Below are 25,966 nucleotides of genomic sequence, written 5' to 3' on the forward strand. Positions count from 1 at the left end.
CTAGCAACCATCATCTGCGTCTTGGTTTTAGAATGTTTAGACCATGTCTAAACATTGCATCAAGAAGCGGTGACCAAGCGTTGGTTGTAAATTTAGCTTCTTTACCAGTCGCTAAGCGATTCATTTGTTGTTCATAATAAGAAAGACTAATAATGCTCCCAGCTTTTTTGTCGAGATTTTTCAGATGTGTCGTTAGACGTGGTAACTGAATGGATTGAGCATGTCCTTGTGCTAGTTGATTTGGCAACTCTGGATTCATTGCTAGTGCTCGTGCTAGTCCAACCATCGCAATTTTTTCTTTAGTGATTACTTCTTCCATTGTTTCTGGTTGTGTCAGTCCACCAGTTAGAATGATTGGGGTTGTCACTTGCTGTTGGATATCTTTAGCAAAATCAAGGAAAAATGCCCCTTCCCCAACCTCCATGAATTTTGTTTTTTCGTAATTACCACCAGAAATCTCAACAAAATCGATCCCTAGTTCCGCCATTCTTAAAATAACTTGACGCGAGTCTTCTTCACTAAACCCTTGAGCAGTAAAATCTGTGGAATTAAGTTTTAAACCAACAATAAATTCAGGTGTAGTGGCTTCTCTTAGCCCTTGGTAGATCTCAAGAAGGAAACGCATCCGATTTTCCAAAGAACCACCGTATTGGTCGGTTCGCTGATTATCTGCTGGAGAAAGAAATTGGTTGATGAGATAGCCGTGTGCACCATGGATCTGTACCCCAGAAAAACCAGATTCTTCCGCTATTTTACCAACTGTGACAAATTGTTCCACCAGTGTTTTGATCTCTTTAGTAGTTAGTTCTCTTGGAGGATTAAAAAATCCTTGAAGTTCTTCACCTATCGGTTGAGCAGTAGGGGCAACCGGTTGTGAGTTCATTGTTTTGGGTGACTGTTTGCCGGGATGATTGATTTGTAAAATAAATTTTGTATGGTTTTCTGTTCCAGCTTTGGCCCAGGCTTTTAAAATTGATTTATCTGTACTTTCATCTATAACAACATTTCCAGGTTCACCTAAATGATCACGATCGACCATGACATTTCCTGAAATTAAAAGTCCACTACCGCCTTGAGCCCAACGGTGATAAAGATGAATATGTTTTTCAGTTGGGTTATTTTCTTTGTCGGCAAGTGTTTCACTCATTGCAGATTTGACGATTCGATTTTTTAAGATTGTTTGATTTGGTAAAGTGATTTTTGATAATAGCATTGAATTCTCCTTTTATTTCAGTATTTTTTTTAAAAGTTTCAACGATCGATTTGAATAAGGTGGGAATAATCCAGGAACATTGAAGGTTAAACGATTTTCATAGACTCCTTTTTGATGAGAAAAGGTAAGAAAACTATATTTTCCGTGATAGCCACCGATACCAGATTCTCCTACACCACCGAAAGGTAAATGAGGATTGGCAATATGTTTCAGAACATCATTGACCGTCACATTTCCTGATGAAATAGCGGTCATGAGCTGTTCTTTTTTCCGATTCGATGTTGTAAATAGATATAGTGCTAAAGGTTTTTCATACTGTTTAACTTGAGAAATCGCATCATCGATGGTATCAAAAGTCAAGGTTGGTAAGATCGGCCCAAAGATTTCTTCTTGCATGGTTGCGGCATCATGACTAGGTAAATCCAAAATTGTGGGTTCAATATATAAATCTTCCCGATCTGTTTCACCGCCAAATACGACAAAGGAGTGGTCAGCTTCTAACATCTGTTGCAATCGGATAAAATGGCGATCATTGATGATCCTGCCATAGTCTGTGTTATTTCGGATATCAGAACCATAAAATTCTTTCGTGGCAATAATCATTTCTTTGATCAATGCGTTTTTTCGTTTACGGGACACTAAAACATAATCTGGCGCAATACAAGTTTGTCCGTTGTTCTGCAATTTTCCCCAAACGATGCGCTTTGCTGCCACTTTTAAATTAGCAGTATCATCGACGATCGCGGGACTCTTGCCACCTAATTCTAAAGTGACGGGTGTCAAATTCTTTGCGGCAGCTTGCATTACGATTTTTCCTACTGGGACACTGCCAGTAAAGAAGATATAATCGAATCTTTGTGCGAGTAATTCAGTCGTTACGTCCACACCGCCTTCGACCGAGGCAATGTATGTTTTGTCAAAAGTTGAATGAATCAATTTTGTCAGAACTTTAGCCACATTTGGTGCTAATTCGCTTGGCTTTAAAATCACCGTATTCCCTGCCGCAATTGCCCCAATCAGTGGTTCAATAGCTAAATGAAATGGGTAATTGAAAGGAGCAATGATCAACACTTGTCCATAAGGTTCATACTCAAGATAACTTTTCCCCCACATATAAATCGGTGTATGAACATTTTTTCGCTTAGCGTATTTCTTTAATTTTTTGATCATCTCAGAAATACTTTGATAGACAACACCAATTTCAGTGACATATGCTTCGTGTGCTGGTTTTCGCAAATCTTTGAATAATGCTTGTGTCAATTCAATCTCTATTTCTTGCATCGCCTGTTTCAGTTTGATTAATTGGGCTAATCGAAAGTCGATTGATTTTGTTTTTCCTGTTTCAAAAAAATGTTGTTGATTCTGTAAAAGTTGGTTGATCATGCGTTTTCTCCTTTTAATATATTTATATGTTCGAACTTATGAACCTATTTATTTAAAAAGAAAGGCCGAAGCCTTTTTATATTTTTTCTAATAGTTGCATAAATCCTTTCAAATTACGTTTGATACAAGCAACATCTAAATAATAGATCCGCTCTTTGCCACGTTTTTCGACATACACAATCCCTGCTTGTAAAAGCAATTTTAAATGATGAGAAATAGCGGGGCGAGAAATAGACATTTCTTCTGTGATTTCTGTCACACTTAAACCACCTTTTTCTACTAGCAAACTGACGATTTCTTGACGATTTTCTTCTTGTAATGTCGTAAATAGGGGCGTGGAATCGCGTAATAACGCTAAAAATGTTTCTCGCATAGTGACCTCCTTCAATTTGTTAAAGTGAGTATAGCACGATATGTTTAAACTTGTCAACGCGTTATGGAAAGCCATCATAAGTATGTTATTTTTTAGTTTATTCACTTATTTATTATTAGTATTTTCACATATTTTTTGATATACATGTTTACAATCTATTTTTTTTTAGAATAGATATAAAAAGCAAAAGAGGTGTGAAAAATGCGAGAGTTACAGTTAAAATTTATTACAAATACGATTACAGAAAGGTGGATGCGGATTTTAAATGTGATCGAACAACAGAATATGTTTACGATTGTCGGATTGTCACAACAACTTGGTGTTTCTAAGCGTACGATCCTAAAAGATGTCAGTGAACTGAAAAATTACTTTGAAGAGAGTGCGATTTTTGAGTCAAATACCACTGGCTATTTTTTTAAAGAAAAAAATCGACGACTGTATCATGAAGACAAAGAAGCATTGTTACAATCGGAGATTTGGTTTGAAATTATCAGTGACATTTTTTATGGAGAGCTAGTATCTGTCGGAGAATTAGCTGATCGCTATAATTATTCAGAAAGTACGATGCTACGATCAGTCGCTCAAATCAAAGAGGTTTTAAAAGAATATCAGCTTTCACTTAGCTTAAAACCAGTGGACCTTGTGGGAAAAGAAGGAAATATCCGCAAGTTTTTTTTTGATTTTTTTTATGAAGGAGAACCAACACCGTATACGGTCTATCCCCCGGAAAGAATCCACCAAATGTTTTTGGATAAGTTAGGTGAGCGTCTTGGTAAGTATGAGATAGGTACAGGGATCATGGTCACAGGATTTTATTACTGTTTGTATATCACGATGATCAGAAACAAGAATGGGCATATCATCTCTTTACCTCGTAGGATAAAAGAGATCGATTTTAGCAATGAGACAGATTTTTTATTGATGTCCGAATTGATTCCACTGATCAAAAAGGAGTATGGTATTTCGATCCATCAAGATGAAATCATTTGGCTTTTTTTGATCATAATTAGCAAACGAACAATTGATCATATCGAGCAAGAGACTGTCTTTTTGGAGAAGTATAATCAGTGGCCTGAAATAGATCCAGTGATTGAATCTTACTTCCAATTATTTAACATCGACCGTAAGACTAATCCTATATTATCCACCTTTCTTTCTGCCTTTTTTCTGGGGAGGAAAATCAATAATGAAATGGCACCAATACTGAATAAATTATTAAATGAAGAAATTATTATCATCAAAGGTCTCTATGGTTTAGCCTATGAGAAAAATCGACAATTTATTCAAAAAAATCAACCATTGCTGTCTTTCTCAGAGAAATATTTAGAAGATATCATAGCAAGTTTAACGATGTATACAGAAATCTTGTTCTCTTATTATTCACCTAAGAAAACAGTGTTGTTTCTTTTGGAAGGTAATCATTTACTCGTTCAGTTGATCAAAGTCCAAGCCAATCAACTGTTGTCGAAGCAGCATCATGTGCTGTTTGTTCCGTTACATGAATTGACAGAAGAACGTTTGAACGTTGAGCATGTTGATTTGATCGTAACGAATTATCGTCCTTATTTATTGGATTACCAGTTGAACAAGGACTATTTGTTGATCAATCGAGTCCCTAATAGAAATGATTGGGTCAACATTTTTACTCAGTTGAATCCTTTACTCAATAGTATGCTGTAAGAAGCAAAAAACGACGTTAATCGATGAAGTAACTAAAGAGATTAACTGATCTCCGCGGTTCTTCATCGATTTTTTGTTGTGCAACTAAAGGAGCGAATCTATCAAAGTCACATAGTGAAAGTGGGAACAAGCCACTTCACTAGTTAGTGAAAAATATGAATTTCTTTTCTTTTTGAGCTACGTTAATCTTATTTATGCAGAAAGTAATGATAATTACTATTATGTAAGAAAGGTTATAGGAGGAGGGAAATGAATCGTAAAAAAAAATACATACTAAGCCTGAGTATGTTACTTATTCAATGTTATGCACCCTTGGTTGTATACGGGACAGAGGTTCGATCGGTTGAAACAGAGGGGACAGTCGGTTTTACAGGCATGTATGAAATGCCTGGAGATCCAGTACCAGCTCCAGAAGTTGAAATCAAACCAGATTTCCCGAAAGAAATCGCTCAACAACCGTCAGAGGAGAGAGATGCCAGTCACAGAAGATTGCCAAAAACGAATGCACAACAAATGAGTAGTTGGATAATTTTAGGGGTTTTTCTTGTGATAGTGACACTTAGTTTTTGGTTTTGGAAATACAAAAAGAAAAAACAATCATAGAAAGTAGGACGTGTATAAATGAAATTAGTTAGATTAGCAACAATTGCAGCCTTATCATCAACAGTTTTTGCCGGAGGTATGACTGTATTTGCAGAAGATGGTTCCACAAACACATCAAAAGAAGTACGTAATGTAACAACTAATGGAACGATTGAATTTACACCAAATGAAGATGAAGAGCTAGTCGTTGTTCCGCCAGTAAAAGAACCAGATGTCGAGATTGAGCCTGAAGTGCCAGGAACAACTGGACCTTTATCGATCATGAAAGCTGTCACAATGGATTTCGGTTCACAAGTCATTTCAAATCAAGATCGAACATACAATATGGTTGCAGAAAAACAACAAAAAAAGGGGACAACTGGTGAAGAAAACAAAGTTCCGTATGTCAGTTTTGCGCAAGTACAAGATGTCCGTGGAACGAATGCTGGTTGGAATCTGCAAGTACGCATGACCGACTTTAAAGCAACGAATACAACAAATGATACATTGCTCGGTGCAGAAATTTCATTGTTGGATCCAAGAATCCAGTATGAAGGAAGCACGCCTGGTAATGCGCCAGTAGCTCATCCAGCTGGAATGAAATTAATACCAAATGCTTCTGCGGTATCCGTGATGACAGCAGAAAAAGATAAAGGTGCAGGGGTATCTTCAGTTGTTTGGGGAAACCAAGCAGACCTAGATGCACAAGAGGTGAACGATGAAGTTGAAGTAGTAACAAATAATGCGATCCAATTGTTTGTTCCTGGTTCTACAGCAAAAGACGCGACACAATATAAATCAACATTGACTTGGGAATTATCCAATACACCTGATGTTAGTGGTGTAAATTAACAAGAAAAAAAATATGAGTAACATAACGAATCATAATCATTAAAAAGCAACCGATTTTTGTTTATAGAAGTGAATGTGGTAGCGTTACAATTTTGTAGCGCTACCTCCTTTAAAGAAAGGGGTAAGTTTATGAAAAAGACAAGTACATATCGAAAAAATAAAATCCAACAAGTGGGGATCGTATTACTCGTCATGATTGTCAGCCTGATGGCTCCCATGTTGGTTGGAGCGGAAGAAGGAACGTTGAATTTTTATGTAACGCCTGAGTTCTCAGAAAATCAAAAATCAGGAAATGATCGTTATTTTCAATTGAATCTTGCACCAGACACGACAGAAAAGCTAACGTTGAAACTACAAAACGCAAACGCAGAAGCCAAAAAAATCAAAATCACCCCACATACTGCTTATACCAACGTGATGGGGGTCGTAGAATACGGACAAGATGCGGAAGAAGCAGATCCAACGCTCAAACATTCGTTGGCTGAGTTGATTGAACAACCAGAAATCATTGAGCTTGCTGGAAATGAAACAAAGACCGTTACGCTTGATTTGAACATGCCTAAAGAAGAATTTGAAGGATTGTTAGCTGGTGGATTACGAGTGTCAGAAGTCAAAGAAGAAGCAACAGAAGAAACGAGTAATGAAGAAGGTGTCGCCATCCAAAATGATTTTGCGTATATCATCGGTGTGGTTGTGAGCAACAAACAAGATGCTGTACAACCGGACTTAGAGTTGTTAGATGTTTTTGCTGACCAACTCAACTATCGCAATGTGATCAGTGCGAATCTACAAAACTTCACCCCGACATTCGTGAATCGCTTAGAAGTCGAAGCTACGGTTCAAAAAGTGGGCGAAGAAGAGATTTTATACCAAGCCAGTCAAGAACAGATGCAAATGGCACCTAATTCCAATTTTAATTTCCCGATTTCTTTAGAAGGTGATCGTTTTCGCAGTGGTGACTACGTATTGAAAATGACGGCACGTTCTGGGGAAGACGAATGGCAATGGGAAAGAACCTTTACGATCGAAGCAGATGAAGCACGAGCATTGAATCGTGCGGATGTTATGGTCGATACGAGTATTAATTGGTGGATGATTGGTTCAATCATGTTACTTGTTTTATTGCTTGGAATAATTCTTTACCTAATCCATAAAAGAAAAAAAGAGCAACCGAATAAGAGTAATGAGAAGGAGTGAATACAATGCCCTCAAGATTAAGAAGAACGATGATTTTTTTAGGGACGACAATTTTAGTGATACAAACAGTAACTATACCGATAGGCATGGTCTACGCAGAAACCACGATGGACAATGTGGAACATGAGCCAATGGAACGTCCTGCTATCCAAAACTCCTTAAAAGAACTATCCAGTAATCCTAACTTTTTCTTTTCTCAATCTCAATTGCAAGGAACGATAAAAGTTCCGCTACAAGTGACGTTCTTTTCTGATCAAGAAGTGTCAGAGGCACGAGTGATCTTACCAGAAGAAGCAACGCTTATCCAAGACCAATTGTCGGCAGGGATTTCAATCGAACAAGGAGAGCAGCCTCATGAATGGATCGTTCACTCAAAACATGCGCAAAATACGTTTGTTCTTCCTTTGGTATTTGACAAGATAGGAAACTATGAACTGTCTGTGGAAGAAACGACGACTCAGCTAAAAATCAGTGAGCCAGAAGCAATCAGTGATGAACTTCCAGCTGAAGAAAGTGACTCCCCTGATGATGAGCTAGGCGGACAAAAGGAATCAAAAGAGGGAGAATATATAATAGAAGAAAATCAAGAGGATGATCAGACATCCGAAGAAGTAGATGAGCCTAAGGAAGAAGCTCCGCAGGATCAACAAACAAAGGAGAAAGAGCCTTTCGTAAGTGTTTCTACATGGGAAGAATTTCAAAAAGCCATAAGTAACGATGATGTACAAAAAATTATTTTGGAAAACGACATAGTCAGAAACGCTGGATCGGCAGGAACGATCAACAAAAATATCGAAATTGACGGACAAGGATGGTCGATAGATTTTGCTAATAATACTGCTGGATTCACACTTGGAGCAGTGAGCGTAGAGACGACAATTACTTTAAAAAATATAACAATAACAAAACCAGGAACTACAGCAATTTTTACAGGTACAGCAGCCAACAGTCAAAGATGGACATTAAATTTTGAAAATGTTCATACGGGAAGTGGGAATGTATCTGGTTTAGTTAATGCACCGAATGCAAAGGCAGGATATATAGGTGGCGAAAATACTTATAGGTCGACTATGAATGGGCGTGATGATGCTGTCTTCCGAGTCAATAAATTTTTTGCTCGAAATGGAAGTAAAGTAAGTATGGACCTGCAAGCAAAGTTAGCACAAATTTCAGGCGTATTACCGGTAGTTCAAATTACGGATGAAGACACTACAGTTTCTATTAATACAACTTCAACAAGCTCGGGTAGAAACGGAGGGGTTATTAGATTTGATTCAAATGAATCGCTTATTGAGGTTAACAATGGAGCATCTTTGAAAATAGAAGCCCCTCAAACTAGTGCGCTTCTTTATGATACTGCTACGAATTCAAGAATTTTGGTAGACAATGGCTCTAAAATGGAACTTTACTCTTCTCGTCTTGATGGAAATGATGCAACAGTTAGATTTTATGGGGCTGCAAGCCGAGGTTCTCGATTTGATATAGATAATAATAGTACTGTTATTATTGAGGCTGAAGAAGGAGCTGCTCCGGCAGTAAGATTTCGTGCGGATGGTCAATTCTTTGTAAAAGGAAATAGTAAATTACAAATGTACAATGGTGGAAACGGATCACCTAATAATTCGGCGAATCAAGGTATAGAATTTGCTAATGATGGTGGAGTTTTTGATTTGAGTGGCGTGGGAACAGAAGTAAATATTGTCTCTGATTTTGGACCTGCTATTGGTGGAAACAGTTCGATGGAAATCAATGTTAGGGAAGGAACTAGTTTTACAGCAATTGGAAGATCGAGCACTGCATCAGGTGCAATATTTAATGGTTCAATTAGTAATATAACTATTGATAATCCACTTTTTTTTGATTTTAAAAATACACGTCCAAACGGAGGCAATATATATAGTGTATCGGCATCCTCTATATTTGATTTGAAAAATTCTAATTTTGCAGCATGGACTAATGGTTCTAATTTTGATCTTGAAGCAGAAAAGTATTGGAATATGATTGATTTTGAATTAACGGGAAGCAATTTTAATACTATTAGACAGACTAGCGATCCGGAATCATTTAATACAAGTACTTTTGGACCAGCTGGAATGACTGCATATAGTAGAATTAGTGCAAATAACGCACGTGCTGTTGTAGATGAATTAAGAGTTCCTACCAATGCAGATAAGTCTATTTTTGGTCATGTAAGTATTCCGGAAGGGAGTGACTATAGATCAGCGTTTGAAGGCGAGGTAGAACTAGAGATAGAAATTGAACGACTTACTGGAGAAAAAGAAACACATAGAGCAGTTACTAAAGTAGATAGTATCTATGGTGAAGCAGATAGAGAGGGAATATTTGAAGTAAAATTACCGGAACTTTTAAATGAGGGAGATCGGATTAGCGTTCTATCTGCTTTTCGCGGTGTTGGTGAAGTTGGAGTTCCCAGTTTGCCGGACGATATCAAAATAGATAGTGTTGTCGTCTTTCCAATTATCCCACCAAAACCAGCGGAGTTCCCTGTGAATATCATCGGAAAAACAGCAACACATGTTCAGGGATATGTTGAAAACAAAGAGGTTGAAATAACCGCAACTCATAATGGACAAATCTTTGACACTTCTGATGTAACGGTAGACGACGAGGGTAACTTTATCCTGAATTTATCTGACTTAACTTTAAAAGAAGACGATGAGATTCAGGTCTTTCTAAGAGATGCGGAAGGCTCGGCAGAAGCCGCAGGTGTGATCAATCCGCCAGAAACAAATAACGCACGTGGAAATATTAACCCAGCCGCTGACTTAACATTTCACGATGTAACTTTTGAACCGGCTACGACATTAATCGTTGAGGATGTAGGACCTTTCTCACCGGTAGATCCTTTGGATCCAGAATTAGAAGTGGAACCTGAAAATAAACCAGAATTGCCAGAAGATCAAGGGCAACTAAGCATTGACTTTATTTCGTCCTTCAATTTTGGCTCACAAGCTATTTCTGTTCATGAACAAACCTATTATGCCCAACCTCAACGATTGTTGAATGAAGATGGGACAGTGAAAGAGAACGAAGAGCGACCAAATTATGTTCAAATCAGTGATCGTCGACCGGACAATGAGCGAAGTGGTTGGCAATTATCGGTTACCCAGAATGGACAATTCAGTAATCAAAATGGTCATGAATTGATTGGTTCTGAGATCCAGTTACTCAATCAAGAACTAGTGACAGCTCAAGGCGGAACAGCGCCTGCGCTAAAAGAAGAAACTGGCCAAAAAATCATACCAAATACTAAAAGAATCTTATTACAAGCAGATGAAAAATCTGGAACAGGAACCTGGATCTATCGTTTTGGTAATGCAGAGACAGCTGATAAAAGTGTTGGTTTGTATGTACCGAAAGGAACGAATCCAGAAGCCAAAGAATATTCAACGACACTTACTTGGGAATTGAGTAGTGTTCCAGAAAATCAATAAAAAAAAGAGTTGTGATAGCCAGATACAGCTCCAAAAAATAAGTCAGAAACCGCTAAGATTTTCGGGATTTCTGGCTTATTTTTGCTAACATCCTTTTTTTAATTACATTTACTCAGTTTTAGGGAGTATGAGATGATGAATATTATCTCACTTCTTTCATTTTCTTAAAACTGAGGGAAAAAAGTATTTTTCTATTAGTTGAAAACTTTCTGTAAAAAAGTGCGAAGAAAACGAGAGATTTCTTTACACTAGAGTAACTATAACGTATATAATCTATATAAGGTGTGTTGTCACCATTAACGTTGATTGGCACAGAAAAAAGAAGCAACAAAAAAACGAAGCGAGCGAATATGGAGATAGATATGATAAAGAATAAATTGCAACAATACAAAATATTATTGATATTATTGATTCTTGTAGCTGTTTCGCTGATTATTTTTTTGAATCAAATCATTTATGCGTGGCTGATCGTGGAAATTTTTGCCTTTCTTCTTTGTGGCTATTTAGTGATTTTTGATCAAAGAGAAGCAACCTCTAAAATTGCTTGGATCTTAGCGTTATTATTTTTACCGGTCGTCGGGATCATGCTGTACTATCTGATTGGTCGTGAGCCACGATTACGCAAGTTATCGAAACAGCAACTAGACAATGAACGAAACATACAAGAGACGGTGTCCAAGATCCTTCAGGAACATTCAGAAATCATTCATGCCAAGCACGATCTTTCCAAAGAAATTTTCCATCTTTCCGCAAAGTATCCCACAAAAGACAATCAATTGACATTGTTAAAAGAAGGGACGGATGCTTTTGCTTCATTGTTGCAAGATATCAAACAGGCAACACATCATGTCCATGTTTTCTTCTATATTATAAAAGGGGATGAAACTGGCGAAGAACTAGTTGCTGCTTTGATCGAAAAAGCTCGACAGGGAATCAAAGTACGTTTTATGTATGACAGTGTCGGATCAATTGCTTTCCCGAATCAATTATTAGATACGATGCGAGAAAATGGTGTAGAGGTAAGAACCTATGATCTATTGAATTCACCGTGGCTGAGTAACAAAGCCAATTGGCGCAATCATCGGAAAATCGTTGTGATCGATGGGGAAATTGCACACACTGGTGGTATGAATATCGGGAATGAGTATAGTGGACGCGGGAAAAAGTTTTCTTATTGGCGGGATACGAATGTTCGAATCGAAGGGCCTTCTGTACTCGAGTTGCAGGAATGTTTCGTTTATGATTGGTTATTTCTCGATGAAGGGACGGAAACGATCACTTATTTCATCAATCAGCAAGAGCTGTATTTTCCATTACAAACGGAACAACCAAAAGGTTCGGAAATCGTACAGGTCGTTTACGGAGGGCCGTATGATCAGGAGAGGATCATCAAAGACTCTTTCAATGACTTGATTGGTAAAGCAGTTGATTCGATCAAGATTGCTATGCCTTACTTTATTCCAGATGAAGAAACTCTTGGGGCACTCAGACGAGCAGCTCGCTGTGGGATCAAAGTACAATTGATCATACCGGGAAAAGGCGATCGCGGGATTTCATTTCATGGGACGAACTCGTTTATTGATGAGTTGTTATCGGCAGGAGTTGAAGTGTCGATCTACGATACGACTGCATTTATCCATTGTAAATATATGATCGTTGATGATGTGGTTGCAACGATTGGATCAACTAATTTTGATATTCGCAGTTTTTATCTCAATCATGAACTGTCAATGTTCATTTATGGTCCATCAAAAACGATTGATGAATTGAACGTCCATTTTACAGAAGATTTAGCCCACGCTGAAAAGGTCAAAAAAGACGAATGGCAAGAGCGAAGTGCATGGACGAAAATCAAAGAGAAAATCAGTGGCTTGTTTGTGCCGATACTTTGATAGAAGCAACGGAATCAGCGCATAAGAACGTGCCATTAGCTTAAGACAGAATAGACAAAGCGTTTCATACGTGTTTGTTTCTTCTGTTTTTTCTTTTATCCTTTCTTAGTGTTTTATAACAATACAATGCGCAATAAAATAAGTTTTTTTAGAGATATGCTACTATAGAGATAGATATAAAGTGTTTTTTTACAGTTGGATCTTACGAATTTACATCTGTGAAAATGTGCTTTAAGACTTAGAAAGTAAGAGGTGATTTTGTGAAAAACAAACAGAAATCAGTCATTGTTCTGGGAGGTGGACTTGGTGGTTTGTCTGCAGCAGTTTCCTTAGCCCAAGAAGGATTCGACGTATCGCTATATGAAAAGAACGATCATTTAGGGGGGAAATTGAACCGTTTAGAAGCAAATGGGTTTGGCTTTGATCTAGGTCCATCGATTTTGACGATGCCCCAAATTTTTGAAAAACTGTTTCTCACGAGTGGCAAACAGATGGCAGATTACATTCCGATCGAACGGTTAGATTTGCAGTGGCGTTCTTTTTTTCCTGATCACACAACGATTGATCTATACAGTGATTTAACGAAAATGGCCCAAGAAAATCCTTTGCTGACTGAAAAAGACATGATGGAGTATCAAGATTTCTTAGACTATGCGAAGGAAATCTATGCGGCCACAGAAGTCGGTTATTTTGACAAAGGGCTTGATTCGACAATGGAGATTTTAAAAGAACATGGTGTGATCAAAGCGTTGAAAGGGTTTGATTATTTTTCTTCGATGCATGATGGAATCGCTAAACGTGTGAGTCATCCAAAAATGCAAGATATCTTAGGGTATTTCAGCAAATATGTCGGTTCCTCTCCTTATGATGCGCCAGCGGTTTTAAATATGATGAGTTACATGCAGCATGAGCAAGGAATTTGGTATGTTCCGGGCGGGATGCATAAAATTGCTGAAGGAATCGTCAATCTTGGGAAAGAGCTCGGCGTAGCGTTCCATACTGGCTGTCAGGTTGAAAAACTAAATGTAGTGGATGAACAGATCCGTTCGGCACGACTAGCGGATGGGACGGTGATCGAAGCAGATTATTTTGTTTCGAATATGGAAGTCATCCCAGCTTATGAACAATTATTAGATGAAAAACCAGCGTTTACAGAGAAATTAGAAAAGAAATTTGAACCCGCAAGTTCTGGTTTTGTCTTGCATCTAGGTGTTAATAAAGAATACCCACAATTAGCCCATCATAATTTTTTCTTTTCGAATGCTTCTAAAGAAAACTTTGATCAAAACTTCCATCAGCATCAGTTGCCAGACGACCCAACGATCTATCTTGTGAATGTCAATAAGACTGATCCTTCTCAAACCATCGAAGGACATGAGAACATCAAGATTTTACCGCACATCCCTTATTTACAAGATCAACCATTTACAGAGGCAGAATACGATGCCTTTCGGGAGCGTATCTTGATCAAATTAGAAACGATGGGATTAACGGATTTGAGAAAACATATTGTCTATGAAAATCGTTGGACCCCGGAAGATATCCAAAAAAATTATTTATCCCATCGTGGAGCAATCTATGGGACTGTCTCTGATCGTAAGAAAAATCATGGGTTCAAACATGCAAAACATAGTGAGCGCTATGACAACTTATACTTTGTAGGTGGGACAGTCAATCCAGGTGCAGGTATGCCAATGGTCACTTTGAGTGGGCAACAAGTGAGTGACAAGATTGCTCGAAGAGAAGCGGATGTATAGGAAGGAAGGCTTATTTTGTTACTAATAATGATCGTCCTTTTTGTTGCTTGGCTTTCAGGTTGGTGTATCTTTTATCGACTGCCATTCATCACAAACCTAACCTCTGCAAAACGTTTTGACACAAATGTTTCAATCATTATTCCTGTACGTAACGAAGCAAATACGCTCCCCAAATTGCTACAATCGATCCAAAGGCAAACGATCCAACCACGAGAAATCATCGTCGTGGATGATGATTCCACTGACGGTACAGCAGAAATCGCCAAGAACTTAGATGCAACAGTTTTCTCAAATGATCGTGAGCAGCATGGCAAGGCGGCTGCCTGTTGGTTAGGTGCAACAAAGGCCCAAAGTGAGCATTTCTTATTTTTAGATGCAGATACATTTTTTCAGACAGACAATAGTTTGGAAAGACTGTTGAATGAATACGAAAAAAGAGGGAATAGTGGCTTGCTGTCGCTTCAACCGTTTCATCAAACTGTTCGCTTTTATGAACAGCTCTCGTTTGTTTTCAATGTGGTCATTCTAGTAGGGTTGAATACTTTTTCTGTGCTAGGTGAAAAATTAAAAGCAGCGGGGGCGTTTGGGCCGTGTATCTTATGCTCGAAAACCGATTATTTCCAAGTCGATGGGCATAAAGATATGCCTCGTGGGATCTTAGATGATATGGCTTTAGCCAATCGTTTTCAAAAGGCAGGATTTCCCATCCATTTATATGGTGGGAAAGAGTTGATTGCTTTTCGCATGTATCCTGAAGGTTTCAAGCAATTGATCCAAGGATGGACAAAGGATTTTGCCACAGCTTCTAGAGCAACCAATCCCTTTATTTTGTTAGGAGTCATCCTCTGGATAAGTGGTGGTGTTGGCTCAGTGTTGGCTTTTGGTATGGAACAATGGCCGCTCGCACTGGTTATTTATTGCCTGTATGTGCTCCAATGTATTGTATTTGCCAAACGTGTAGGAAATTTCAAGCCGATTTTCTTGTTCGTTTTTCCGTTCTTTTTTATCTTCTTTCTTTTCTTGTTTTTGTGGTCATTGATCCAAACCTATCTTTTGAAATCAGTGACTTGGAAAGGAAGAAAAATCAAACTTTAGGAGGTTTTTATGCCACTGATCCATTTGACCACTGGAGTATTAGTGATGCTCGACATTCTTGCCTGGTTTATTTTTCATTTGGGTATATCCTTTGGTGTACGTCAAATTTCTGACTCTTTTTTTGAAAGAAAGCGTCGTTGGTTTCGTTCTTTTTCTTTTGAAAAGCAAGGAGTTATTTGGGAGAAAAAATTTCGAATCAAAAAATGGAAAGACAAGCTGCCAGATGGTACTGTGATTGCCAAGAGTGGATTCGATAAATCAAGACTTGGTAAGACTGATTCTGCCGCACTGAAGAAATTCATCATTGAAACACAAAGAGCAGAGCTGACACATTGGCTATTGATTGCGCCAGCGTTCCTTTTCTTTTTGTGGAATCCCAAATGGGCGGGGTGGGTCATGGTTTTTTATGCGCTTCTTGTCAATATCCCATTTATTATGATCCAACGCTATAATCGGCCACGATTGGAACGAGCGTTCATTAGAAGAATGAGGAATAAGTAGGTTCTTAAAACGGATTTATGTTTCTTTTATGTTGTTTATATGTTGAAAAATAGCAGAGGTGATGACATGGAAACGACAAAAAAGAAACCAATCCATATCTCAATTGATGAGGATTTGAAAAAGGATGCTGAGCAATTATTTGCTGAGTTGGGTATGAATATGATAACCGCAATTACAGTTTTTTAAAAACAGTCTGTAACTAAACTGGTACTTCCTTTTAAAATTGAAAGGGAAAATTCGGCTACTTTGCAAGCGAGAAAAGATGCTGGAGGACTTTTTATACTTCACAATTCAAGCGAGACTATAAAAAAACGAAAAAACAGGGAAAAGATTTAGCAAAACTAAGAAAGGTGCTATCTCATTTGCAAGCCAACATAAATGCCCCAAACTGTATCGTGATCATCATTTGACCGGCAATTATGTGGGATTTAGAGAATGTCATATCAGTCCTGATTGGCTATTAGTATATAAGATTGATAATGATCAATTAATATTGATACTTGCTAGGCTGGGATCCCATAGTGAATTATTTTAAAGAAGTTGTGAAATAAATGGACAACTCAGAAAAATAAACGAGAAAATCTAAAACTTGTTTTAAAAGTGTTTGGATTCTCTCGTTTATTTTGTTCTAGGAGTTACTAGAGAAATAGTGTAATCGTTTTTTTAGGAAGAAAAAACAAATTTTAGGAGCTTTTTATGCTACTGATTCATTTGATCACTGGAGTGTTAGTGATTCTTGATATTCTTGCCTGGTTTATTTTCCACTTGGGTCTATCCTTTGGAGTACGTCAAATCGCTGACTCTTTTTTTTAAAGATATCATCGTTGGTTTCGTGCCTTTTGAAAAGTGAGGAGTTATTTGGGAGAAAAAATTTCGGATAAAAAATTGAAAGATAAGCTGCCAGATGGTACTGTGATTGCTAAAAACGAATAAATGGTTTTCTAGAAGTGAATACTACATAAACAAGCACCAAAATCCATCGATGAATAATTGTGGGGTTTTGGTGCTTTTTAGCGGAGCTTAACACTTTTATCAGAATGTCACAAACTGTCTTTTGTGCAAAGTTAGTGATTCAAAATAAAGTTGATTTTTTTGAAACTTTTCTTAGAAAACGATCGTCTAATTAAGTATAAAAAAAGAAAGCGGAGTGAGCGTATGAAACATGAAAAAAACTATTCATTTTTAACGATAGAACTAATTTTCCTAGTCTTATTGTTCCTGTTTACCAGCCTTTTTTTATGGATGTATTCAATGGATACATTTTCGATCATAGAAGAAAAGCCACAAGAGATAGGGACAAGCGAGTCGACTAGAACGAAAGATACACAACCACGTAAGGAAGCAAACAAGGATTTTATGCGAGAACTGGGTGAAATTTATTATTTGAGATAGGGAGGGATCTAATATTTTTAATCGGATAGCAAAAAAGCAGCGAGTCAGACATTATGAATCTCAGTTAGAACAGCTGATTGAGACACAATATCAAAAAATGTATCGAATCGCTTATAGTTATACACACTGTTCGGAAGATGCACTAGATGTTATCCAAGATAGCTTTCAAAAAGCGCTGATGGATTTCTCAAAGGTAAAGAAGATCGATCATTTTCAAGCTTGGTTTTATAAAATCTTAGTCCGCACAGCAATTGATTATTGGCGCAAGAATAAACGAATGCCTTTGAATTTTGAATTGGAAGACTGTCCAGGACTTGAATTCATCGATTGTCAAAATGATGTTTCTTACATGGAATTACGTGAATTATTGAGCCAAACGCCTAGCCCAGAACGCGAGATTATTATCTTGAAATTTTTTGAAGGATTTACATTGAAAGAAATTGCTCAGATTTTAAATTTAAATGAGAATACAGTGAAAACAAAAATGTATCGCTCACTAGATAATTACAAAGAAATTTTAAAATAAAGGAGAGTGGATAGCGAAATGGGAGGAACAAAGAAAAAAATAAGTATGATGAATCAGGCGTATCGAGCGGGGGAAATTCCTGAACAGCTAGAAGATGAGCTATTCAAGCGTTTTACGATTGCCAAGAAAAAAGTGAAGGTGAAACGACAAGTAAAACATGCTGTTCATATCGGTTTGGGGATCGTCTGCTCTGTACTTATTTTGTTCGCAGGTGTTCAAAATAGAGACTTTCGCGTATGGGCGACAGAAATCCCTGTTCTCGGAGAATTGGTTTCGATCATTACTGGGAAAACCTATTCATTCCAAGAAGAGGAATCGGGTATCAGGATTGCTGTTCCAAAAATAATTGGAAAAGAAGAAATCCATGACCAGTTGAATCGAAAATATCTCGCAGAGGGACAACAAGCTTATGAGGAAGGAGTGAAAGAAATCAAGAAAAACGGGCAACAGATTGATACAACAGGTGGATATCGCATATTGGTCAATGATGAGCGATTTTTAGTGATTGATCGTTCAATCGAACAGACAATTGCAAGTACGCAAACGAACAATCAATTTGACACGTTAGATAAACAAAATGAGGTACTTGTGTCTTTGCCTTTATTATTTAAAAATGATGATTATCTCATTGCTCTTTCAAAGGAAATTGAAGAACAGATGAAAAATCGTATGGAAAAAAATCCAGAATCAACTTATTTTGCTCTAGAGGATAATGGCTCATTTTTATTAAAAAAAGATCCTAGTTTTTATATCAATAAAGAACACCAGCTGGTTATCTTCTTTGATAAATACGAGGTAGCACCTGGTGCTATGGGGACACAAGAATTCGTTATTGATACAAATAAAATCCAATCTTTATTGGCTGACCCAAACTATTTGAACTAAAGCTTTCAGACTTTACGAATAGAATCGTTCTTTGCTGAGAATAGTAGCATCAACCGGTAGAATCTTTTTTACATGTTTACCGGTTGATGCTTTTTAGGTTGAGAGAAATAGCATTCAATAATGGCCGAAGAATCCAATGCTTATCTGAATTACTCAATCGCTTGCTTGACGATTTCTTGCCAAAAATGAAAATATTCCTCTTCTAAATCGATCGAATCAAGTTCATCCCAAGCAATAAAGCCCTCGTTTACATAAAAGCCATCTTCTGTCATCTTTTTTTGAATCTTTCCTCTATAGTTTTCTCCCTTTTTTGTTTGGATCGTAATTTCTTGTTTGGCAATATAAGCAGTGATTATGACAGTTTCGAAATGATTCTTTACCATTGTCATCGGCAACGCCTCCCTTTTAGTCATTTTCCTCTTCAAAAGCTTGATAAAATTCATCTTTGATCAATTGCAACTCAGCTTGTTGGTTTGGCTTGTTCCAATCGATTGATCGGGAAACTTGTTCGTCATATGCCTTGTTGGTACTAAACTCAAACCATTTCATTTCTTGTTTCAAACCAACATGACGAATGTTCTCCCAGAGAATCTGGTACTGGTCAATCGTCAGATATTCTTCATCACATTCGCCTAAGAAAACGCCCTCGATATTTTCTCTATATCGACCAAATTCATCTTTTGTGTTTAATTGGATGGTCACTCTTTGTCGGTAGAGAAAGGACTGTAATAGTACTTGGTCGATTTCCTCTCTCGTCATTTGCAATTGGGGAGGGAGGTCTTTTAAGGCGACTGCTGCATTTTCTTCGATCCCTTTAACTAGCTCATCCATGGCAAAAGCGGTTCCCCATTTCAAGCCAAAGGGGCGATCACGGTATTCATTGTAATCGAGAAATTCTTTTTTCGTGCGTCGCATGTCCCTCACCTTCAATACCAGCCATTCCGCCAGCATGACCGCCTACAAGCGAACTGCGGGCGATTGCTCGACCACCTTCTAGTAAACTATGTGCATGGACGATTGCTTTAAATCCATATTTTTGTCGAATCTTATCCACGACAAAGTCAATCTTTGCCGCATTGACTTGCTCTTTAGGATCATCGAATAGATTCAATTGCAAGCCAGTCGCATAAACTAAGCGAGAACAGTTGACGCCGATACTTCGGATATCTTGCCGTTGATAATGTCGATCAAAAATCATCAATAGTGCTTCTGCTAAAACATGACTGGCATTGGTCGGCTCGATTTTCATCTGTTGGTGAAACCCAGTTTTTCCTGAAACATCTGTGTAGCCCAAAGAAAAGCCGACCCACAGACTAACTACTTGTGCTTTTGCTTCTTCTCGACGTAAGCGTGTGCCTACTTGATCTGCCATTTCCTTGATCACGATTTCAATCTCTTCTCGGCGGGTATAGTCCTTATTGAGGATTTGACTATTTCCGATGCTTTTTGATTTAGGGGTGTAGACTTCACCAAGAAAGCTCCGATCGATTCCCCAGGCATGGGCATAAAGTTGTGTACCAATTACCCCCATTGCACTTTTTAAACGATAGTAATCCGCATGTGCAAGCTCATAGATGCTATGGATGTTCATTTTAGTTAAACGAATCGCTGTTTTTCGACCGATCCCCCAAAAATCTGTCAGCTGAGGAATCCGCCAAAGTTTTTCAGGGACGTCTTCATAACGCCATTCGGCGATCATGTCTCGGGTATCCTTCGCTTCATTATCCAGAGCTAATTTTGCCAATAGTGGATTATCACCGATACCGATCGTGGTATAGATCCCTGTCTGGTCATAAACGTCTTGACGAATTTTTTTTGCAAGTGTCCGGGCATCAGGAGCATCGAACAAATTCAAACTATTTGTGATATCCAAAAAACTTTCGTCGACCGAATAGACATGATGGTTACTCTCGTCTGCATAGGTTTTATAAATCGCATTGATTTCTTTGTTCTTCTCCATATAATAAGCCATTCGTGGTGGGGCAATATATAGATCACTGGGATAAGGAAAGGGCAAATCACGCGCACGACTGATATTCGTGATCCCGTAGGCTTTTTTTGCAGCTGGACTAGAGGCAAGGATCAACCCGCTACCACGTTCTTCCCATGAATTTCCGGGGTACGACATAACAACTAGTTTGGTTGTTAAAGGGTCTAAACCAAGTGAGACACATTCAACAGAAGCATAGAACGACTTACAATCAATACATAAAATATCTCTAGAAGGTTCTTTATGATAGTCAAATACAGGATTTTGATTTTTAAACATAACAGTCACCTCTTCTACATGATTAGAACACACGTTCGCGTTTTTTGTCAACGAAAAAATCAATAGGAACTTTAAAAAAACATCGGTCTTCTAAAGGATCATTAGCATAAAGAGAAAAAGATTTGAAAAAGTAGTTGACTTATTTCAGAAAGAAATCTATACTTAAACCAATCTTAAATCAGTTTGGAGCGATTTCTTATGAAAATCACATTGAATTCACAACTGAATACGTATTACTTTAGCTATTTTAGATAGGTTTGTATTCATGACATTCATGGGTGCAAACACAACGTTTGTATCTATGATGGCTAAGGATGTTTGAGATGACTTGTCCGCCACATAGATGAAAATCTATAGTGGCTTTTTTGTTAGAATTGGTGAAGGCCCACTGTAGATTTGTCTACGGCGGGCTTTTTTTATACCTAACGAAAGGAGAACCACATCAGTTCATTTTCCAACGAGTTATTTTAAGTAAACAACGAACGATTTTCCATTGTCGATCAAGTGTTCAAACAGTGATAAAAAAATAAAAATAAAAAAGGATGTTATCTTATGATTTTAATTATTAAACCAGGAATTGAAGTAAACCAACTAGAACCAGTACTTTCACGTATCAAGGAAGAGGGCTTGGACGTTCAGATCAACCATGGCAAAGATCGTCTTGTTTTAGGATTGATCGGTGATCCAAAAATTATCCAAGGTGTACCATTTGAAAGATACGACACGGTGGAGCGTGCAGTAAAAATCTCTAATACGTACAAACTGACTTCTCGAGAATTTCATCCGCAAGATACAGTCGTTGATGTGGATGGTTTGAAAATCGGTGATGGTAGTTTTGTGACGATGGCTGGTCCTTGTTCAGTAGAAGGCGAAGAACAAATCATGGAAACTGCTCGTATGGCAAAAGCTGGTGGGGCAACAGTCCTACGTGGAGGAGCCTACAAACCTAGAACGTCACCCTACGCTTTCCAAGGATTAGGAGAAGAAGGACTGAAAATGATGCGTAAAGCAGCGGATCATTACGGCTTAAAAGTCATTACCGAAGTCATGGATGAAGCTCATATCGATGTCGTTTGTGAATACACAGATATCATTCAGATTGGTGCCAGAAATATGCAAAACTTTCGTCTATTAGAAGCTGTTGGGAAAACAGGAAAACCAATTGGCTTGAAACGTGGGATTTCAGGGACGATCGAAGAATGGTTGAATGCGGCGGAATACATTGCGGTACAAAACAATCCAAACATCATCTTTATCGAACGTGGTATTCGTACTTACGAAACAGCGACACGTAATACCTTCGATCTAAGTGCTGTACCGATCATTAAAAAATTAAGTCATTTCCCGATCATCGTTGATCCAAGTCATGGTACAGGGGTTTGGGATCTCGTATCACCAATGGCAAGAGCCGGTGTTGCTAGTGGCGCAGATGGGATGATCGTAGAGATCCACCCTGATCCAATCCACGCATGGTCAGATGGACAGCAATCATTGAATGAAAAGAACTACCTACGAATGATGGAAGAAGTCGAGATTTTAGTTGAAGCAATGAATAAAATCAAAGCCTTATAGAAAAGAGGAGCGTCATGTTAGAAGTTGTCTTACCAGAAAAAAGCTATGAGATCATCATTGAACGAAATGCACTCGATCATGTGTCTGAGTGGATCGAAGGAATCTGGAAAAATAAAAAAATCGCGATTATCAGTGATACGAATGTTTTTCCGATATACGGCGAAAAAATTTGTCAACAGTTGCGGGCAAGCTACGAAGTCGTCCATTATGTTGTTTCAGCTGGGGAGAGCAGCAAATCATTCGACATGGCAGCTCACCTCTATGCGTTTTTAGCAGAAGAACAATTTACGCGTAGTGATGCGGTGATTGCGCTTGGAGGGGGAGTGATCGGCGATTTAGCCAGCTTCGTTGCTTCCACCTATATGCGAGGGATTTCATTTGTCCAGATCCCGACTTCCCTACTGGCACAGGTCGATTCAAGCATTGGAGGAAAAACAGCAATCAATGCACCCATGGCGAAAAATATGATTGGGACATTTGCACAACCAGACGGGGTATTGATCGATCCAGAGACGTTAATGACGTTATCAGAGCGTAGAATCCAAGAAGGGATCGCTGAGATCATCAAGTGTGGCGCAATCAGTGATGAAACGCTATGGCAAGATTTGGCAAAATTAACAGGAGTTGCTGACTTACTGGCTAATAGTGAAAAAATCATTGAAAAGGCGTTGCGTGTGAAGAAACAAGTTGTTGAAGAAGATCAATTCGATAACGGGCATCGTTTGTTACTGAACTTTGGCCATACGATCGGACATGCCATCGAAAATACTGCTGGTTATGGTCAGATCAGTCATGGTGAAGCCGTAGCGATCGGTATGGTGCAAATCACCAAAAAAGCCGAAAAGCTGGGACAATCACCAGTGGGTATCACTGCGCAATTGATCCACATGATCGAAAAGTATCAGTTACCGATCAAGTACCAACCTTGGGAGGAGCAATCCCTTTATGATGCGATCACCCACGATAAAAAGGCACGTGGAAAGACATTGAAAATTATTTTATTAGATAAAATCGGACAAGCAAGAATCCAAGAAATCCCGCTTGAGTCCGTGAAAGACTATTTAAAGGAGGGAAACTAAATGCGTTTTTTAACAGCAGGAGAATCTCATGGTCCACAGTTAACTGCCATTATTGAAGGTATCCCGGCAGGTTTAGAAGTTTCACTTGAAAAAATCAATGAAGATCTTGCGAGGCGACAAGGGGGTTACGGTCGTGGTGGCAGAATGAAGATCGAGAAAGATCGTGTCCAAATCACCTCAGGTATTCGACATGGTAAAACGCTTGGTTCGCCAATCACAATGATCGTGGAGAATAAAGACTGGAAGAATTGGCAGACGGTGATGTCAGTCGAGCCAATCGAAGAAAAACATGTCACACGTCGTCGAGTAGCCAAACCTCGTCCAGGACATGCGGATCTAGTTGGTGGAATGAAATACCAACATCAAGATCTTAGGAATGTGTTAGAACGGTCTTCAGCTAGAGAAACGACCATGCGTGTAGCAATCGGCTCTTTAGCAAAACAGATCCTAGCAGCACTAGATATTGAAATTGCCAGTCACGTAGCAGTTCTTGGAGGGGTCAAAGCAACGATTCCTGAAGTGCTACCTGTGGCGGTGATCAAGGAAAAAACAACGATCTCCGAAGTCAATATGGTAGACCTTGAGATCGAAGAACAAGTCAAAACATTGATCGATGAGACGAAAAAAGCAGGTGATACCTTAGGTGGTGTCGTCGAAGTCCGGGTTGAAAATGTACCGGCTGGTTTGGGTAGTTATGTCCAATGGGATAAAAAATTAGATGGAAAATTAGCACAAGCCATGCTGAGTATCAATGCCTTCAAAGGGGTAGAATTTGGGATCGGTTTTGATGCAGCGACTTTACCAGGTTCTAAAGTTATGGATGAAATCACCTGGGATCAAGAACAAGGCTACCGCCGGACAACCAATCATTTAGGTGGATTTGAAGGTGGGATGACAAATGGGGAACAAATCATCGTTCGTGGTGTGATGAAACCGATCCCTACACTTTACAAGCCGTTGATGAGTGTGGATATCGACACGAAAGAAGCCTATAAAGCAAGTGTCGAACGTTCCGACAGTACCGCTGTACCAGCAGCTTCTGTGGTGGCTGAACACGTCATTGCAACAGCACTTGCCGTGGAGATCCTTGAACATTTCCCAGCGGATAACATGAGTGAGCTGAAAAAATCTGTTGCCAGTCATCGGCAGATGATCCAAGACTTTTAGTGAGGAGACTGATATGAAGAAAAAGGTATTTGTCTTAGGTTTAGGTCTGATTGGTGCTTCGCTTTGCCGAGCCATCAAAGGATCGAATGTGACTCTTTATGGATGGGATCATTCAGCAGAAACAAGAAAAATTGCAGAAGAAGTCCAATTAGTGGATCATCTGGTGTCTGGGATCGAAGAAGCAAGTCAAATGGATGTTATTTTATTAGCGGTTCCTGTACAAGTTAGTTTGGACTATTTGCAACAATTAGCGACACTTCCGCTAAAGGAAACTGTATTGGTCAGTGATACTGGCAGTACGAAAGCAGCAATCATGACAGCGGCTAAGGAATTACCTTTTACTTTTATTGGTGGACACCCAATGGCAGGCTCGCATAAATCTGGAGTAAAAGCCGGCAATCCCAATTTGTTCGAGGAAGCTTATTATATATTGACCAATGATCATGAGAGTGATCGTGTAGCTGAACTGATGGAACTATTAGAACCGACTCGAGCAAAATTTGTATTGATGGAAGCCAAAAATCATGACGAGATCGTCGGCGTTTTAAGCCATTTGCCTCATATCGTGGCTGCTGGTTTAGTGCAAACCAGTGATGAACTCAATCAAAAACATCCAAGAGCCTCCCAACTTGCAGCCGGAGGGTTTCGAGATATTACGCGTATTGCTTCTTCTGATCCAAAAATGTGGACAGATATCTTATTAACGAATCAAGAAATCATGCTGTCTTTACTAGAGGAATGGCAATCCTCCATGGAAACATTGAAAACACAACTTGCGAGAAATGATGAAGAGGCCATTTATCGATTTTTTGCACAAGCGAAGCAAACAAGGGATCAGTTGCCGAAGAAACGACAAGGAACGATTCCAGCGTTCTATGATCTATACGTTGATATTCCGGATATTTCCGGTGCAGTTGCTAAGGTGACAACGGCTTTGAGCCAAGCAGATATTTCAATCATCAATCTAAAAATACAAGAAACTAGAGAAGATATTTTCGGAGTCCTTGAATTGTCCTTCAAAAATCAAACCGATTTAGAAAAAGGACAAGCATTGATTCAAGCGGAAAATTTTCACTGTTGGATCAGGAGTTGAGAC

21 protein-coding genes and 1 pseudogene are annotated in these 25,966 nt (G+C 38.7%); 16 read left to right on the top strand and 6 right to left on the bottom strand.

Annotation, left to right across the window (positions count from 1 at the left end; translation table 11 throughout):
* Positions 1-10 precede the first annotated feature (10 nt).
* The 3 genes from IGJ99_RS02520 to IGJ99_RS02530 all read right to left on the bottom strand — a co-directional run bounded on the left by IGJ99_RS02520 (position 11) and on the right by IGJ99_RS02530 (position 2,969).
* The gene (locus IGJ99_RS02520) at positions 11-1,213 is read right to left on the bottom strand and encodes an NADH:flavin oxidoreductase/NADH oxidase family protein (RefSeq protein WP_438770550.1); all 1,203 of its coding nucleotides are present in this window, start codon (positions 1,211-1,213) and stop codon (positions 11-13) included.
* A 12-nt stretch (positions 1,214-1,225) separates the two neighbouring features.
* Positions 1,226-2,596: an aldehyde dehydrogenase family protein gene (locus IGJ99_RS02525; RefSeq protein ID WP_010736299.1), complete on the bottom strand. Its 1,371-nt coding sequence runs from the start codon at positions 2,594-2,596 to the stop codon at positions 1,226-1,228.
* A gap of 76 nt (positions 2,597-2,672) precedes the next feature.
* Complete coding sequence (locus IGJ99_RS02530; RefSeq protein WP_010736298.1) at positions 2,673-2,969, bottom strand: ArsR/SmtB family transcription factor; 297 nt, start codon at positions 2,967-2,969, stop codon at positions 2,673-2,675.
* Between the two features lie 201 nt (positions 2,970-3,170).
* Here IGJ99_RS02530 and IGJ99_RS02535 point away from each other — a divergent pair, with 201 nt between their 5' ends.
* From IGJ99_RS02535 to IGJ99_RS02590, 12 genes and pseudogenes are all read left to right on the top strand, one after another.
* Positions 3,171-4,649 carry a helix-turn-helix domain-containing protein gene (locus IGJ99_RS02535; RefSeq protein WP_153830438.1) on the top strand — a complete coding sequence of 493 codons (1,479 nt, stop codon included), beginning with the start codon at positions 3,171-3,173 and terminating at the stop codon, positions 4,647-4,649.
* Positions 4,650-4,898: 249 nt separating this feature from the next.
* Positions 4,899-5,252: an LPXTG cell wall anchor domain-containing protein gene (locus IGJ99_RS02540; RefSeq protein ID WP_010736296.1), complete on the top strand. Its 354-nt coding sequence runs from the start codon at positions 4,899-4,901 to the stop codon at positions 5,250-5,252.
* 18 nt (positions 5,253-5,270) lie between these two features.
* Entirely contained in the window at positions 5,271-6,083 is an 813-nt protein-coding gene (locus IGJ99_RS02545) for a WxL domain-containing protein (protein WP_010736295.1), read from the top strand.
* A gap of 129 nt (positions 6,084-6,212) precedes the next feature.
* Positions 6,213-7,280, top strand: coding sequence for a DUF916 and DUF3324 domain-containing protein (locus IGJ99_RS02550; RefSeq protein ID WP_023519121.1), 1,068 nt, complete (start codon positions 6,213-6,215; stop codon positions 7,278-7,280).
* A 5-nt stretch (positions 7,281-7,285) separates the two neighbouring features.
* A complete protein-coding gene (locus IGJ99_RS02555) occupies positions 7,286-10,735 on the top strand; it encodes a WxL domain-containing protein (RefSeq protein ID WP_438770552.1) in 3,450 nt (1,149 codons plus the stop codon).
* Positions 10,736-11,097: 362 nt separating this feature from the next.
* Positions 11,098-12,627 (top strand): cardiolipin synthase, encoded by a 1,530-nt coding sequence (gene cls, locus IGJ99_RS02560; RefSeq protein ID WP_010736291.1) that lies wholly within the window; start codon positions 11,098-11,100, stop codon positions 12,625-12,627.
* 260 nt (positions 12,628-12,887) lie between these two features.
* The gene (locus IGJ99_RS02565) at positions 12,888-14,384 is read left to right on the top strand and encodes a phytoene desaturase family protein (protein ID WP_071866704.1); all 1,497 of its coding nucleotides are present in this window, start codon (positions 12,888-12,890) and stop codon (positions 14,382-14,384) included.
* Positions 14,385-14,399: 15 nt separating this feature from the next.
* The gene (locus IGJ99_RS02570; RefSeq protein ID WP_096081376.1) at positions 14,400-15,479 is read left to right on the top strand and encodes a glycosyltransferase; all 1,080 of its coding nucleotides are present in this window, start codon (positions 14,400-14,402) and stop codon (positions 15,477-15,479) included.
* Positions 15,480-15,488: 9 nt separating this feature from the next.
* The gene (locus IGJ99_RS02575) at positions 15,489-15,980 is read left to right on the top strand and encodes a glycosyl-4,4'-diaponeurosporenoate acyltransferase (protein ID WP_071866705.1); all 492 of its coding nucleotides are present in this window, start codon (positions 15,489-15,491) and stop codon (positions 15,978-15,980) included.
* A gap of 278 nt (positions 15,981-16,258) precedes the next feature.
* A pseudogene (locus IGJ99_RS02580) lies at positions 16,259-16,515 on the top strand (type II toxin-antitoxin system YafQ family toxin); the annotation flags it as partial.
* Positions 16,516-17,469: 954 nt separating this feature from the next.
* The gene (locus tag IGJ99_RS02585) at positions 17,470-17,898 is read left to right on the top strand and encodes an RNA polymerase sigma factor (RefSeq protein WP_023519128.1); all 429 of its coding nucleotides are present in this window, start codon (positions 17,470-17,472) and stop codon (positions 17,896-17,898) included.
* 18 nt (positions 17,899-17,916) lie between these two features.
* Positions 17,917-18,783, top strand: a complete 867-nt coding sequence (locus IGJ99_RS02590) for an RsiV family protein (RefSeq protein WP_023519129.1) — start codon at positions 17,917-17,919, stop codon at positions 18,781-18,783.
* Between the two features lie 149 nt (positions 18,784-18,932).
* Here IGJ99_RS02590 and IGJ99_RS02595 read toward each other — a convergent pair whose 3' ends face one another.
* From IGJ99_RS02595 to IGJ99_RS02605, 3 genes are read right to left on the bottom strand one after another with little or no spacing between them, the layout of a single operon-like run.
* Positions 18,933-19,172: a hypothetical protein gene (locus IGJ99_RS02595; protein WP_010736276.1), complete on the bottom strand. Its 240-nt coding sequence runs from the start codon at positions 19,170-19,172 to the stop codon at positions 18,933-18,935.
* 16 nt (positions 19,173-19,188) lie between these two features.
* The gene (locus tag IGJ99_RS02600; RefSeq protein WP_096081378.1) at positions 19,189-19,698 is read right to left on the bottom strand and encodes a hypothetical protein; all 510 of its coding nucleotides are present in this window, start codon (positions 19,696-19,698) and stop codon (positions 19,189-19,191) included.
* Positions 19,661-21,052: a Y-family DNA polymerase gene (locus IGJ99_RS02605; RefSeq protein ID WP_438770553.1), complete on the bottom strand. Its 1,392-nt coding sequence runs from the start codon at positions 21,050-21,052 to the stop codon at positions 19,661-19,663. Before IGJ99_RS02605 ends, IGJ99_RS02600 begins: the two co-directional genes overlap by 38 nt.
* A 552-nt stretch (positions 21,053-21,604) precedes the next feature.
* Between IGJ99_RS02605 and aroF the strand changes: the two genes are divergently transcribed.
* Genes aroF through IGJ99_RS02625 form a run of 4 tightly spaced genes read left to right on the top strand, consistent with a single transcriptional unit; the run spans position 21,605 to position 25,963 of the window.
* Entirely contained in the window at positions 21,605-22,624 is a 1,020-nt protein-coding gene (gene aroF, locus IGJ99_RS02610; protein ID WP_019722398.1) for a 3-deoxy-7-phosphoheptulonate synthase, read from the top strand.
* A 14-nt stretch (positions 22,625-22,638) separates the two neighbouring features.
* A complete protein-coding gene (gene aroB / locus IGJ99_RS02615; RefSeq protein ID WP_438770554.1) occupies positions 22,639-23,703 on the top strand; it encodes a 3-dehydroquinate synthase in 1,065 nt (354 codons plus the stop codon).
* Positions 23,704-24,870, top strand: a complete 1,167-nt coding sequence (gene aroC, locus IGJ99_RS02620; protein WP_010736270.1) for a chorismate synthase — start codon at positions 23,704-23,706, stop codon at positions 24,868-24,870.
* Positions 24,871-24,883: 13 nt separating this feature from the next.
* Complete coding sequence (locus tag IGJ99_RS02625) at positions 24,884-25,963, top strand: prephenate dehydrogenase (protein ID WP_023519136.1); 1,080 nt, start codon at positions 24,884-24,886, stop codon at positions 25,961-25,963.
* Positions 25,964-25,966 lie beyond the last annotated feature (3 nt).

Source organism: Enterococcus sp. AZ095b, from assembly GCF_051714725.1.
In the GTDB taxonomy this organism is placed as follows: domain Bacteria; phylum Bacillota; class Bacilli; order Lactobacillales; family Enterococcaceae; genus Enterococcus_B; species Enterococcus_B pernyi.